The organism is Mycolicibacterium houstonense (assembly GCF_900078665.2).
In the GTDB taxonomy this organism is placed as follows: Bacteria; Actinomycetota; Actinomycetes; order Mycobacteriales; family Mycobacteriaceae; genus Mycobacterium; species Mycobacterium houstonense.
This window is the reverse complement of sequence record NZ_LT546207.1, coordinates 1,921,324-1,936,078: the sequence shown is the minus strand read 5'-3', so window position 1 is coordinate 1,936,078 and position 14,755 is coordinate 1,921,324. Positions and strand designations below refer to the sequence as shown.

General features: G+C 70.5%; 7 protein-coding genes and 3 pseudogenes. All 10 read left to right on the top strand.

Annotated features, from left to right (window positions below; all coding sequences use genetic code 11):
- Positions 1 to 48 precede the first annotated feature (48 nt).
- Complete coding sequence (locus tag BN4332_RS09750; RefSeq protein ID WP_160110828.1) at positions 49 to 795, top strand: AMP-binding protein; 747 nt, start codon at positions 49 to 51, stop codon at positions 793 to 795.
- Complete coding sequence (locus tag BN4332_RS09745; RefSeq protein WP_066898253.1) at positions 792 to 1,538, top strand: thioesterase II family protein; 747 nt, start codon at positions 792 to 794, stop codon at positions 1,536 to 1,538. The genes BN4332_RS09750 and BN4332_RS09745 overlap by 4 nt, the downstream gene beginning before the upstream one ends.
- Positions 1,528 to 2,418: pseudogene (locus BN4332_RS09740) on the top strand (beta-ketoacyl [acyl carrier protein] synthase domain-containing protein); the annotation flags it as partial. The gene BN4332_RS09745 and the pseudogene BN4332_RS09740, both read left to right, overlap by 11 nt.
- Positions 2,403 to 2,597 (top strand): annotated as a pseudogene (locus BN4332_RS35415) (hypothetical protein); the annotation flags it as partial. The pseudogenes BN4332_RS09740 and BN4332_RS35415, both read left to right, overlap by 16 nt.
- A 79-nt stretch (positions 2,598 to 2,676) precedes the next feature.
- The gene (locus BN4332_RS09735) at positions 2,677 to 3,423 is read left to right on the top strand and encodes an AMP-binding protein (RefSeq protein ID WP_160110828.1); all 747 of its coding nucleotides are present in this window, start codon (positions 2,677 to 2,679) and stop codon (positions 3,421 to 3,423) included.
- Positions 3,420 to 4,166, top strand: coding sequence for a thioesterase II family protein (locus BN4332_RS09730; protein WP_066898251.1), 747 nt, complete (start codon positions 3,420 to 3,422; stop codon positions 4,164 to 4,166). Before BN4332_RS09735 ends, BN4332_RS09730 begins: the two co-directional genes overlap by 4 nt.
- Complete coding sequence (locus BN4332_RS09725) at positions 4,156 to 5,493, top strand: beta-ketoacyl [acyl carrier protein] synthase domain-containing protein (RefSeq protein ID WP_066898250.1); 1,338 nt, start codon at positions 4,156 to 4,158, stop codon at positions 5,491 to 5,493. Before BN4332_RS09730 ends, BN4332_RS09725 begins: the two co-directional genes overlap by 11 nt.
- Positions 5,494 to 5,547: 54 nt before the next feature.
- Entirely contained in the window at positions 5,548 to 8,190 is a 2,643-nt protein-coding gene (gene mbtD / locus BN4332_RS09720) for a mycobactin polyketide synthase MbtD (RefSeq protein ID WP_084459226.1), read from the top strand.
- 1 nt (position 8,191) lies between these two features.
- Positions 8,192 to 13,245 (top strand): annotated as a pseudogene (locus BN4332_RS09715) (amino acid adenylation domain-containing protein).
- A partial coding sequence (locus BN4332_RS09710) for a condensation domain-containing protein (RefSeq protein WP_235654062.1) occupies positions 13,242 to 14,755 on the top strand: 1,514 nt, incomplete at its 3' end. The pseudogene BN4332_RS09715 and the gene BN4332_RS09710, both read left to right, overlap by 4 nt.

Genomic DNA, 14,755 nt, shown 5'->3' with positions numbered 1-14,755 from the left:
TGAGTTAGGGCAGCCTTTGCTTATCACCAGGAGGTCGTTGTGGACGCCGTGAGTCGCACGACTACGCAGACCGGGCATGCCGTGGCCGCCGAGCCGCTGCACCAGGGATTCTTCGCCCATGCGCAGGTCGCGCCCGGCGACATCGCCGTGGTCGGACCGACCACCTGCTGGACCTACGGGCAATTGCGCGAGCAGGCTCTCTCGGTGTCCGGCGCCCTGTTGGTGGCGGGGGTGCGTGCCGGTGACCGCGTTGCCGTCGTGGGCGCCGCGGGCCTGGACACCGTCATCGCGACCCTCGGCATCCTGGCGGCCGGCGGCGTCTGCGTGCCGGTCGACACCGCCGACCCAGTCGAGTCGACCCTGGAGCGCGCGGGCGTGCGGATGGCGCTGTTCACCGGCGACGGGCCGCCGAACTGGCTGCCCGCCCTCACCGTCTCCGAGGCCTTGCGGATCGGAGCCCGTGCCAGTGGCATCACCCCGGTGCACTCCGGGCCGAACGACCCCGCGTTCCTGGCGGCCGACGACGCCGTGGTGAGCCACGGCGCCGCGCACGGTGCCGTGGTGGAACTGCGCGGCCGGCTCGGCGTCAGCGGCGCCGACCGCATCGGGGCCTTCTCGGCCGACGGTGCCGCGGCCCCGATTCTGATGTTGCTGGTGGCACTGACCGCGGGCGCAGGCGTCGTCGTCGCCGACGATGCTCCGCGCCGCAATCCCGAGCGGCGGATGAACGGCTTCGCCCGCGCCGCACGGCATCGGGATGCGGCGGCCGCTCTCGACACCGCCGTGCCATCGTGACCGGCCCGGATACCCAGATCACCGTCAAGCCCTGGGTGAAGCGCTACCCGGGGAACGAAAGCGCAACAGCCACACTGGTCTTCCCGCATGCCGGGGGAGCGGCCCTGGCCTACCGCGGATTCGGGATGGCGCTGGCCGCGGCCGGATCCGACGCCTACGTCATGCAGTACCCGCAACGTGGGGACCGGCTCTCGCATCCGGCCGCACCCACCGTGGGCGATCTCGCCAAGGATCTGTTCGACGCGGCGGACTGGGCGCACCTGGGCCCACTGCGGCTGTTCGGACACTGCATGGGCGCGGTGGTGGCCTTCGAATTCGCCAGGATCGCCGAACGGCACGGGGTTGAGATCGATGCCCTCTGGGTGTCGGCCAGTGAGGCCCCTTCGGCGGTGGCGGCCGCCCCGGCGCTGCCGATGGCCGAGTCCGAGATCCTGGCCGAGATGGTGGATCTCGGTGGCACCGATCCGGCACTGCTGGCCGACGAGGATTTCGTCGAGCTGTTGCTGATGGCGGTCCGGGCCGACTACGCCGCGTTCAACCGGTACTCGTGCGAGGCCGACGTGACCATCGCCGCGGACATCTACGCGCTGGGCGGCGAGCGCGACCACCGCATCAGCGAGGACATGTTGCGGCGCTGGGAATCCCACACCTCCGGGGCCTACACCTGCTCGATGTTCGACGGCGGACACTTCTATCTCAACGATCAGCTCGAGGATGTGGCGGAGCTGGTGAATGAGCTCTAGCGGGCCACAATCCGAGTACGACACCGCCGATCCGGTGGTGATCGTGGGGATGGCGCTGGAGGCTCCCGGCGGAATCGACACCGCCGACGGCTACTGGTCCCTGCTGGCCGAGCAGCGCGAAGCCCTCGGCCGGTTCCCGGCCGACCGTGGCTGGTCGGTGCGCGAGCTGCTCGACGGCTCACGCCGTGACGGGTTCAAACGCATTCACGATCTCGGGGGATTCCTTTCCAGCGCAGCCACATTCGACCCCGCGTTCTTCGGCATCTCACCGCGCGAGGCCGCCGCCATGGATCCTCAGCAACGAGTCGGTCTGCGGATCGCGTGGCGGGCACTGGAGCACAGCGGCATCAATCCCGACGATCTGGCCGGCCACGACGTGGGCTGCTACGTCGGTGCGTCCGGCCTGGAGTACGGGCCGGCGCTGTCGGAGTTCTCGCACCACAGCGGTCATCTGATCACCGGCACCTCACTGGGCGTCATCTCCGGGCGGATCGCCTACACGCTGGACCTGTGCGGCCCGGCACTGACCATCGACACCTCCTGCTCCTCGGCGCTCACCGCGTTCCACACCGCCGTGTCCGCGGTGCGGGCGGGGGACTGCGACATGGCGTTGACCGGTGGCGTGTGCGTGATGGGCACCCCCGGGTACTTCGTCGAGTTCTCCAAACAGCACGCCCTGTCCGATGACGGGCACTGCCGGCCCTACAGCGCCCACGCCAGCGGGACGGTGTGGGCCGAGGGGGCGGCGATGTTCGTGCTGCAGCGCAGATCCGCCGCCGTACGTGACCGCCGGCGCATCCTGGCCGAGGTCCGAGCCACCGCCGTGAACCAGGACGGCCGCACCACCGGCCTCACCGCACCGAGCGGCGCCGCCCNGACACCTCGACGGTCATGGTCGCCGACATCTTCGCGGCCCGGACCGTCTCGGCGCTGGCGGCACTGTTGACCGGCCGGGAGGCGGGTTCGGACCGGTTGCAGCTGGTTTCCGAGCTGTATCTCGAGGTCGCCGGGATGGACAGCGTGGCGGTGGCCTCAGAGTTGGCACGCACGGCCCCATAGCCGACGTCCGGCAACTAAGGTTAGAGTTACTTGAGTTAGGGCAGCCTTTGCTTATCACCAGGAGGTCGTTGTGGACGCCGTGAGTCGCACGACTACGCAGACCGGGCATGCCGTGGCCGCCGAGCCGCTGCACCAGGGATTCTTCGCCCATGCGCAGGTCGCGCCCGGCGACATCGCCGTGGTCGGACCGACCACCTGCTGGACCTACGGGCAATTGCGCGAGCAGGCTCTCTCGGTGTCCGGCGCCCTGTTGGTGGCGGGGGTGCGTGCCGGTGACCGCGTTGCCGTCGTGGGCGCCGCGGGCCTGGACACCGTCATCGCGACCCTCGGCATCCTGGCGGCCGGCGGCGTCTGCGTGCCGGTCGACACCGCCGACCCAGTCGAGTCGACCCTGGAGCGCGCGGGCGTGCGGATGGCGCTGTTCACCGGCGACGGGCCGCCGAACTGGCTGCCCGCCCTCACCGTCTCCGAGGCCTTGCGGATCGGAGCCCGTGCCAGTGGCATCACCCCGGTGCACTCCGGGCCGAACGACCCCGCGTTCCTGGCGGCCGACGACGCCGTGGTGAGCCACGGCGCCGCGCACGGTGCCGTGGTGGAACTGCGCGGCCGGCTCGGCGTCAGCGGCGCCGACCGCATCGGGGCCTTCTCGGCCGACGGTGCCGCGGCCCCGATTCTGATGTTGCTGGTGGCACTGACCGCGGGCGCAGGCGTCGTCGTCGCCGACGATGCTCCGCGCCGCAATCCCGAGCGGCGGATGAACGGCTTCGCCCGCGCCGCACGGCATCGGGATGCGGCGGCCGCTCTCGACACCGCCGTGCCATCGTGACCGGCCCGGATACCCAGATCACCGTCAAGCCCTGGGTGAAGCGCTACCCGGGGAACGAAAGCGCAACAGCCACACTGGTCTTCCCGCATGCCGGGGGAGCGGCCCTGGCCTACCGCGGATTCGGGATGGCGCTGGCCGCGGCCGGATCCGACGCCTACGTCATGCAGTACCCGCAACGTGGGGACCGGCTCTCGCATCCGGCCGCACCCACCGTGGGCGATCTCGCCAAGGATCTGTTCGACGCGGCGGACTGGGCGCACCTGGGCCCACTGCGGCTGTTCGGACACTGCATGGGCGCGGTGGTGGCCTTCGAATTCGCCAGGATCGCCGAACGGCACGGGGTTGAGATCGATGCCCTCTGGGTGTCGGCCAGTGAGGCCCCTTCGGCGGTGGCGGCCGCCCCGGCGCTGCCGATGGCCGAGTCCGAGATCCTGGCCGAGATGGTGGATCTCGGTGGCACCGATCCGGCACTGCTGGCCGACGAGGATTTCGTCGAGCTGTTGCTGATGGCGGTCCGGGCCGACTACGCCGCGTTCAACCGGTACTCGTGCGAGGCCGACGTGACCATCGCCGCGGACATCTACGCGCTGGGCGGCGAGCGCGACCACCGCATCAGCGAGGACATGTTGCGGCGCTGGGAATCCCACACCTCCGGGGCCTACACCTGCTCGATGTTCGACGGCGGACACTTCTATCTCAACGATCAGCTCGAGGATGGGGCGGAGCTGGTGAATGAGCTCTAGCGGGCCACAATCCGAGTACGACACCGCCGATCCGGTGGTGATCGTGGGGATGGCGCTGGAGGCTCCCGGCGGAATCGACACCGCCGACGGCTACTGGTCCCTGCTGGCCGAGCAGCGCGAAGCCCTCGGCCGGTTCCCGGCCGACCGTGGCTGGTCGGTGCGCGAGCTGCTCGACGGCTCACGCCGTGACGGGTTCAAACGCATTCACGATCTCGGGGGATTCCTTTCCAGCGCAGCCACATTCGACCCCGCGTTCTTCGGCATCTCACCGCGCGAGGCCGCCGCCATGGATCCTCAGCAACGAGTCGGTCTGCGGATCGCGTGGCGGGCACTGGAGCACAGCGGCATCAATCCCGACGATCTGGCCGGCCACGACGTGGGCTGCTACGTCGGTGCGTCCGGCCTGGAGTACGGGCCGGCGCTGTCGGAGTTCTCGCACCACAGCGGTCATCTGATCACCGGCACCTCACTGGGCGTCATCTCCGGGCGGATCGCCTACACGCTGGACCTGTGCGGCCCGGCACTGACCATCGACACCTCCTGCTCCTCGGCGCTCACCGCGTTCCACACCGCCGTGTCCGCGGTGCGGGCGGGGGACTGCGACATGGCGTTGACCGGTGGCGTGTGCGTGATGGGCACCCCCGGGTACTTCGTCGAGTTCTCCAAACAGCACGCCCTGTCCGATGACGGGCACTGCCGGCCCTACAGCGCCCACGCCAGCGGGACGGTGTGGGCCGAGGGGGCGGCGATGTTCGTGCTGCAGCGCAGATCCGCCGCCGTACGTGACCGCCGGCGCATCCTGGCCGAGGTCCGAGCCACCGCCGTGAACCAGGACGGCCGCACCACCGGCCTCACCGCACCGAGCGGCGCCGCCCAGCAACGGCTGTTCGCCAAGGCGATCCGGCAGGCCGGTGTCCGTCCGGAAGACGTCGGCATGATCGAGGGTCACGGCACCGGCACGCGGCTGGGTGACCGCACCGAATTGCGTTCGCTGGCACAGACGTACGGTGCCACCGCGCCGGGTGCCGGCGCGGTGCTGGGCTCGGTGAAGTCCAATCTGGGGCATTCGCAGGCCGCGGCAGGCGGGCTCGGGCTGGCCAAGGTGATCCTGGCTGCCGAGCGCGCGGCGATTCCGGCTACGCTGCACGTCGACGAGGTCAGCCGCGAGATCGATTGGGACACCCAGGGTTTGCGCCTGGCCGCCAAACTCGCCCACTGGTCCGCGGTCAACGGCGAGCGCATCGGCGCCGTCTCGGCGTTCGGCATGAGCGGTACCAACGCGCACGCGATCGTCGCGGTCCCCGATGCCGCCGGGGTCGCCGCATGAGCGAAACCCGCGAGGGCACCGTGCTTCCGGAGTGCGCGGTCGACGCCCTTCCCGATGCCCGCACGCCGGTCCTGNGCCTACCGCGCCGAGGTCGATCGCTGTGCCGAGGAATTCCGGGCGGCCGGGGCGGCGTCCCCATTGGATTACCTTCTGGCCGACCCGGATTCGGGCGCGGTCACCAACGATTTCTCCCAGGTGCAGATCCAGGGCGCGCAATTCGTCCACGGCGTCGCGCTGGCCCGGGTGTGGCAGTCGTGCGGGGTGGTGCCCGACATCACCGTCGGCCACAGCCTCGGCGAGATAGGTGCCGCGTACGTCGCAGGCAGCATCAGCCTGCCCGCGGCGGTGGCCGTGGTGATCGCCCGCGCGACCGTGCTCGACCGGTTGACCGGGCCCTACCGCGTCGCGGTACTCGGGATCACGCCCGACGAGGCCTCGGCGGTGGTCGCCGAGACCCCGGGCTGGCTGGAACTGTCGGTGGTGAACTCCCGGTCATCGGTCGCGGTGTCGGGGGATACCGATGCCGTCGCGGCGGCGGTGGCGACGGTGGCCGGCCGGGGATCGTTCGCCAAGGAAATCGAGATGTGGTTCCCCGCGCATACCACCGCCCTGGACTCGGCCCGTGCCGAGCTGGAATCTCTCTTGCCGCCAGGGCAGTTCGACGAATCACCGGTTCAGTTCATCGGCTCCGCCACCGCCGACGTGGTCGAGACGGGCACCGGTTTCGCCGACTACTGGTACACCAACCTGCGCAGCACCGTGCGCTTCGACCGGGCGGTCGGGATGGCGGCGCGGCGCGGCGCCCGCATCTTCGTGGAACTCTCGGCACATCCGGCGCTGCTGTTCGCGATGGGCGATCTGCTCGACGATGCCGAACTTTCCGGCGGCCCGGCGCTGATGGTGGGCTCGGGCCGGCGGGACGAGCCGATCACCGACCGGCTCAGCACCAACATCGTCACCGTGGCGATGGCCGATCCCGGCTACCGCTGGGCCGACCTCCCGAATCATGGCGACCGGGCTCTGCGAGATTTCCCGTTCGCGCCGATGCGGGCCGAACATCTCTGGGCCACCCCACAACCGCTGCCGCCGGTCGAGGGCTTGACGGTAAACGTGGAGCACTGGCGGGAACTGGCGGCCGGTTCCGTTCCGGCCGGGCAGCGCCGGGTCGCCGTGCTGGATCTGGCCGCCGGGCCGGGACCGGCCGACGCGCTGCGTCGCGCCGTCGACGAGATCTCCGGCGCCACAGCTGTTTCCGCAGCCGACGCCGATCTGCTGATCGTGGTGGCCCCGGCATCCGAGAACCTCGACGTGGTGCCCGCCGCGGAAGCCGTGAGCCGCCTCGTCGACGAGGGAGTGCTGGGTTATGCCGGCGCGATCACCGCCGCGACCCGTGACGTATGGCTGGTGACCGTCGGTGCCGAGCAGGTGGGTGAGCGGGAACGGTCGCGGCCCGAGGCGGCCGCGCTGGCCGCGATGCACCGCAGCCTGGGCTACGAGCATCCGGATCAGTCATTCCGGCACCTGGACCTGCCCTCGTCGTCCCCCGACCCGGCCGCCGCCGTCGCGGCCGTGACTGCGATGCTGGCCGATGAAGACGACATCGCGTTGCGGGACAACGGTTCCGGGATGCGGACGTGGCGCCGGGAGATGCGCGACGACACGTCCGACGCCCGGACCTGGACTGCCGAATCGGGGATCTTCGACGAGGTGGTCATCACCGGGGGCGCCGGGGCGGTCGGGCTGCACTACGCCCGCCACCTGGCCGAGCACGGCGCCCGGCGCATCGTGCTGCTCAGCCGCAGCGGGCTCGGCGACGAGCAGACCGCGGCGCTGGCCACTTCGGGTGCCGAGATCATCGCTCCCCGGTGCGATCTCACCGACCCGACCCAGATCGCGGCGACGGTGGCCGAACTGGGAATCGGGCCGGCGTCGCTGGTGATCCACGCGGCCGCCGGCGCCACCATCGCCCCTGCCGGAGAGCTGACCGGCGAGACCGTGCGAGATACGTTCGCGGCCAAGATCGGTGGCCTGGCGAACCTGACGGCCGCCTGGCCGCTGCGGCCGGATGCCCGGATCGTCTTGTGCTCCTCGGTATCCGGCCTCTGGGGTGGGCACGGGCACGCCGCGTATTCGGCGGCCAACCGGCTGCTGGATGCGCTCGCCGGGCAGCTGCGAGCCCAGGGGCGGCAGTGCACGGCCGTGCGCTGGGGGCTGTGGCCCGGCGACGGGATCATCGATCCCGCGGAGGTGAGCCGCGTCGAGCGGTCCGGCTTGCGGGCAATGGCGCCCGACCTGGCGGTGGAGGCCGGCCTGCGGGATTATCCGGCCGATCCGCTGGTGTTCAGTGCCGACCCCGACCGGCTGCGCACCTTCCTCGGCCTCGCCGAGGGCGGTGGCGCGGTCCGCGAGATCGTGGCGGCCCAGCCGGGCGACACCGCGCAGGCGGCCGATGCCACCGGCGCGATGCGGATCGCGCTCGGCTCGGTGCTCAAGCTCGCCGACACCTCCGGACTGGATCTGGATGCGTCGCTGCTGGATCTCGGCGTGGACTCGCTGTTGGCGATCGACCTGCGCAAGAAGCTCAAGACGGCCACCGGCCGATCAGTGCCGCTGGCCACCATCCTCGGTGGCGCCACCGCCACCGAATTGATCGAGCATTTGGAAAGACCCGAAAAGGAAGCATTTTCGCGTGACTGACATGGTTAGTGCCGATTCGGCAGCCCCCAGCACCTCCGACGCCCGTCTGGAGCTGATGCGGCGCAGGCTTGCCGAGCGGGGTCTGGCCTCGGGGCCGGACTCGGGTCAGGCGGCCACCGGTGCCGCGGGCGCTCCGGTCGATCCCACCGTGCTGTCGGACGGGCAGCGCCGGATGTGGTTCGTGCAGGGGTTCGACCCGAGCGGGGTGCTGCTCAACATCTGCCTGTCCTACCGGCTCAACGGGGTGATCGACCCCGAACGGCTGCACGACGCGCTGAATGCCGTGGCACAGCGGCACCCGATCCTGCGCACCACGTACCAGGCCGACGAGAACGGCGAGCCGACGGCGACGGTGCACGACGACCTCACTCCGGGCTGGGCGATCCATGACCTGTCCGACAAGTCCGAGCGGGCCCGCAAGCTGCGCCTGGAGGTCTTGGCCCAGCGCGAGTTCGGCACCGCCTTCGACCTGAGCTCCGACTCGCCGTTGCGCATCACGCTGATCAAGACCGGTCCCGACGAGCACGTGATGTTGCTGGTCGCCCACCACATCGCCTGGGACGACGGGTCGTGGCGAGTGTTCTTCGCCGATCTGACCCGAGCCTATTCCGGGGAGGCGCTGCCCGAGCCGCCGCGAGTGACGGCGGCTGCGGGCGGCAGCGAAGACGACGATCTGGCGTACTGGCGTGAGGTGCTGGCCGATCCGCCCGAGCCGCTCGAACTGCCGGGCCCGTCAGGATCGGTGGTGCCCACCGGTTTTCGGTCCCAGCGCAGCACGGTGCGGCTGTCCGCCGACACCGTCGAGCGGGTGGTCGCGTTGGCCCGCGACACGGGGGCCACGCCGTACATGGTGCTGTTGGCGGCGTTCGGCGCGCTCGTCTACCGCTACACGCACACCGACGATTTCCTGGTCGCCACCCCGGTGCTGAACCGCGACACCGACGAAACCATCGGCTACTACGGCAACACCGTGGCGATGCGGCTGCGCCCGGCGGGTTCGGCCGGTTTCCGGGATCTGGTCGCGGCCACCCGCGACACCGCCATCGGTGCCTTCGCCCATCAGCGCGTCAACCTCGACCGGGTGGTGGCCGAACTCAACCCGGACCGACGCCACGGTGCCGAGCGGATGACCCGGGTGAGCTTCGGTTTCCGCGAGCCCGACGGCGGCGGCTTCTGCCCCGAGGGCATCGCCTCGGAGCGGGCCGAGCTGCGTGGCCAGCACACCCAGCTGCCGCTGGGTTTCATGGTCGAGCTGGACGCCGATGGCGCGGTGGTGGAGGCCGAGCATCTCACCGAGGTGCTGGATGCCGAGCTGGCCGCCCAGATGCTGCGTCATTTCGCCGTGCTGCTGGACAGCGCCCTCAGCGATCCCGAGCGGCCACTGTCCCGGTTGGAGCTGTTCACCGCCGCCGACGCCGAGTGGATGCGCACGGTGTCCGCCGGTGAGCGGTTCGACACCCCCGCAACCACATTGACGGCACTGGTCTCCGAGCAGGCCGCCCGCACCCCCGACGCGACCGCGGTGGTCTACGAGGGTCGCCACTACAGCTACCGCGAGCTCAACGAGTCCGCGAACCGGTTGGCGCACTGGCTCATCGAACAGGGCATCGGCACCGAGGATCGGGTGGCGGTACTGCTGGAGAAGTCGCCGGAACTCGTCATCACCGCGCTCGGCATCGTCAAGGCCGGCGCCGTGTACCTGCCGGTCGACCCGACCTACCCCGAGGACCGGCTCACCTACATCCTGTCCGATTCGGATCCGAAAATCGTGCTGCGCGACCCGGTTACCGGCCTGGACGACTACCCGGCCACCGACCCGACCGACAGCGAACGCGTCCGCCCGCTCACCCCGGACAACACCGCGTACCTGATCTACACGTCCGGATCCACCGGCCTGCCCAAGGGCGTGCCCGTCCCGCACCGGCCGATCGCGGAGTACTTCGTCTGGTTCGGCGACGACTACCAGGTCACCAACGACGAACGCCTGCTCCAGGTCGCCTCGCAGAGCTTCGACGTGTCGATCGGCGAGATCTTCGGCATGCTGTCGGCCGGCGCCCGGCTGGTGATCCCGAAACCGGGTGGGCTCAGCGATATCGGCTATCTCACCGATCTGCTCCGCAACGAGGGCATCACCTCGATGCACTTCGTGCCGTCGCTGCTCGGGTTGTTCCTGTCGCTGCCCGGCGTCAACGAATGGCGCACCCTGCAGCGGGTCCCGATCGGCGGCGAGGCGCTGCCCGGGGAGATCGCCGACAAGTTCCACGCCACCTTCGACTCGCTGCTGCACAACTTCTACGGTCCCACCGAGACGGTGCTGAACTGCACCCGCTACAAGGTGGAGGGCAAGCAGGGTGCCCGTATCGTGCCGATCGGCACGCCGAAGATCAACACCACGATCCACCTGCTGGATGGCGCGCTGCAGCCCGTCCCGGTCGGGGTGATCGGTGAGATTTACATCGGCGGAACGCATGTCGCGCACGGGTACCACGAGCGCCGCAGCCTGACCGCCGAGCGGTTCGTGGCCGACCCGTTCAATCCCGGCGGGCGGATGTACCGGTCCGGCGACCTGGCCCGCCGCAATGCCGACGGCGACATCGAATTCGTCGGCCGGGCCGACGAGCAGGTCAAGATCCGCGGCTTCCGGATCGAGCTCGGTGAGGTCTCCGCGGCGATCTCGGTCGATCCGTCGGTGGGGCAGGCGGTCGTGGTGGTCAGCGACCTGCCGTCGCTGGGCAAGAGCCTGGTCGCCTACATCACGCCGGCCGCCGACGCCGAGCGGGTCGAGATCGACCGGATCCGGGCCAGGGTGACCGCCGCGCTGCCCGAGTACATGATTCCGGCCGCCTACGTCGAGCTGCCCGAGATCCCGATCACCGCACACGGAAAGATCGACCGGCGGGCACTGCCCGAGCCGCAGATCCAGTCGGCCACCGAGTTCCGCGCGCCCGAGACCGAGACCGAACACGAGATCGTCGCGTTGTTCGGAGAGCTGCTCGAGCGCGACGGTGTCGGCGCCGACGATTCGTTCTTCGATCTCGGCGGGCACTCACTGCTGGCCACCAAACTGGTTGCCGCGGTGCGCACCCGCTGCGGGGTCGAGCTGGGCGTGGCCGACGTCTTCGAGCACGCCACGGTGGCCGGGCTGGCCGCCCGGGGCGACGAGCTGAAGGCCTCGGGGGNCACCACCTACCGCGAGATCGACGGTGTGCCTTACCAGGTGGTCCACCCGGCCGCTCCGGTGCCGGTGCGTCGCGCCGACGGCGACGGCGAGGACTGGGTGCACGGTGAACTCGATGCCGAGCGGCGGCATTGCTTCGACCTGGAGAACGAGTGGCCGGTTCGGGCGGCGATGCTGTCCACCGCTGATTCGCATGTGCTCTCTCTGGTCGTGCACCACATCGCCGCCGACCACTGGTCGGGCACGGTGTTGTTCACCGATCTGCTCACCGCCTACCACGCCCGCCGGGCCGGGAAGGCGCCCGAGTGGGCACCGTTGCCGGTGCAGTACGCCGACTTCGCGGCCTGGCAGGCCGAGGTGCTCTCCGGTGACGACGAGCGGGTCGAGGAGCAGCGCACCTACTGGAAGCGGCAACTGGCCGGGCTGTCGGCCGATCAGGACGTCGAGAACGGCCTGCAGCCCGACTTCCCGCGGCCACCGGTGCCGACCGGGGACGGCACGGCACTCGACTTCACCATCGATCCGGCCGTCCGGAGCAAGCTCGTCGAACTGTGCCGTGAACTCGGGGTGACCGAATTCATGGTGCTGCAGGCCGCGGTCGCCATCGCGTTGCACAAGGCCGGACAGGGCGTCGACATCGCGCTCGGTACCCCGGTGGCCGGACGTACCGCCCCCGAGCTCGACGCGCTGATCGGGTTCTTCATCAACATCGTGGTGTTGCGCAACGATCTGTCCGGGAACCCGACCCTGCGCGAGGTGTTGCGCCGCTCGCGCGAGATGGCGCTGGCCGCCTACAAGCATCAGGACCTGCCGTTCGACCGGGTCGTCGACGCGGTGAGCCCGGCCCGTTCGCTGGCCCGCAACCCGCTGTTCGGTGTGGTGGTGCACGTGCGGGAGGACCTGCCCGCCGAGCAGGTGATCGACAGCGGGGACGACGGCGAAACCCGTTTCACCGCACTGGAGCCCACATTCGACGTGGCCCATGCCGACCTGTCGCTGAACTTCTTCGCCGAGAACGGCGCCGACGCGGGGTACCGGGGCACCGTCATCTATCGCACCGAGCTCTACGAGGCGGCGACCGCGCAGCGTCTGGTGACGTGGCTGCAGCGCATCGTCGGTGCGTTCGCCGCAGACCCCGACCAGACGGTGCGCGACATCGCCGTCGTCGACGAGGCCGAACGCGAACTGCTGGTGGCCGACTGGAGCCGCAAGGCCGCGCCCCCGGCGGGTCTGCCGCAGACCGAGGGTGCCACCCGCGTGTACGTGCTGGACGAGTGGCGGCAACCGGTGGCCGTCGGTGTCACCGGCGACGTCTACTACGCCGGTGGTGCGGTGGACGACGCCGCGAGCACCGCCACCGGTATGGCCGCAGACCGCTTCGCGCCCAACCCATTCGGTGACGGTCAGCTGTACCGCACCGGTGACCGGGCTCGGTGGACCACCGACGGTCGGCTGGAGCCGATCACCAGCGGGGAGCCCCGCCTGCAGGCGGCGCTGGAGGCACTCGACGCGGTCGCGATCGCCGCCACCCGGCGCTGGGAAGCCCGTGGTGCCACCACGCTGGCCTGCTACTTGGTGTTGAACCAGGGCGTGGAGGATTCGGCCGCGGTCCTGGACGGCGTGCGGGCGGCGCTGCCGGAGGAGTTCGCCGGTGCCGTGCTCACCNCCGGGCCAGGGACGCGGGCGTGGCGATGACCGCCCGCATGGTGTTCGAACACCCCGTGCTGGCCGAGTTGGCCACGGCCATCGATGCGGCGGCCACCACCGGTGCCGCCGAGGACGTGCACCACGCCCCGATGTCCGCATCGGGTCTGTCGCCCGACGAACTGGCCGCGCTCACCGCGGGATGGGGCCAGGACCAGGGGATCTCGACATGACCACGACCGGTACGCCGCCCGGCGTCGAGGACGTCCTGGCCCTGAGCCCGCTGCAACAGGGGCTGTACTCGCTGGCCGGGCTGACCGAGGGCGACGACGGCGCCGACCCGTACGTGATCGCGATGGCCGCCGACATCGACGGCGCGGTCGATCCCGAGCTGCTGCGGGCCTGCGCCCAGGCCATGCTGGTGCGTCATCCGAACCTGCGGGCCAGCTTCTTTCAGGGCAACCTGAGCCGGCCGGTGGCCGTGGTGCCGTCGGCCGTCGAGGTGCCGTGGCAGCAGGTGCGGGCCGATGACGAGCAGGCGGTCGCCCTCGAAGCCGAGGAGCGGGCCCGCCGCTTCGATCTCGGCCGTGGACCGCTGATCCGGTTCCTGCTGATCGAAAAGCCCGGTCTGCGTTGGCGTCTGGTGATCGTCGCGCACCACATCGCGATCGACGGGTGGTCGCTGCCCGTGTTCGTCGGCGAACTGCTCGCCCTCTACGGGGCCAAGGGTGATGTGGCGGCGCTGCCGCCGGCGGTGCGCCCGTACCGCGACTACATCGGCTGGCTGGCCGGACGCGATCAGGACGCCAGCCGGGCCCGGTGGCAGTCCCATCTGTACGGCATGGATGCACCCACGATGCTGTCCCCGGTGCTGTCCGGACGGGAAACCCAGCCCGGTCTGCCGGAGCGCACCGAGGTGAGCCTCGACGAGCAGCAGTCGGCCGCGATCTTCGAGGCCGCGCGCAGCCGAGGCGTCACGGTGAACACGCTGTTCCAGATGGCCTGGGCGACAATCCTTTCGGTCTTCACCGACCGCACCGACGTGGTCTACGGCGTCACGGTGTCGGGCCGCCCCGACGAGCTGGCCGGGGTGGAGTCCATGGTCGGCCTGTTCATCAACACTGTGCCCCTGCGGGTTCGCGTCGACCCGGCGCTGAGTGTGGGACGCCAGTGCCTGGCCCTGCAGCGCGAGGCCGCCGAGCTGCGTGAACACAGTTACCTCAGCCACACCGAGCTGCGTTCCCTCGGCGGCATCGGCGAGCTGTACGACACGTTGCTGGTGTACGAGAACTTCCCGCCGGGCGGGCTGGTCGGCAGCGACGAGTTCGACCTCGGGGGAGCGGTGCTGCGGCCGTCGGCCCTGGAAAGCCTGTCGCACTTCCCGGTCACCATCGCCGCGCACCCCACCCACGGCCGGCTCACCGTGCTGGTCGAAACCCTTGACGGGGCACTGGGAATGCTCGATCCGCACGCATTGGGCATGCGCGTGCTCACCGTCGTCCAACGGCTCCTGCAACATTGGGATCGCCCGCTGCGCGATGTCGCGGTGACCTTCGACGACGAATGCCGGCCGGCCGCCGCCGCGCCGCCGGCCCAGCCCGACGGCGGTTTCCATACCGCCTTCACCGAGATCGCCGCCACCAGACTGGGTTCGGTGGCGTTGAGCTGGGACACCGGAGAGCTCAGCTACCGCGAGCTCGACGACGCCGCCGACCGCCTGGCGGCCGCGCTGGTCCGCCGCGG

Coding starts and splice junctions, on each gene's coding strand:
- BN4332_RS09725 (WP_066898250.1), top strand. CDS start 4,156: ATGAGCTCTAGCGGGCCACAATCCGAGTACGACACCGCCGATCCGGTG.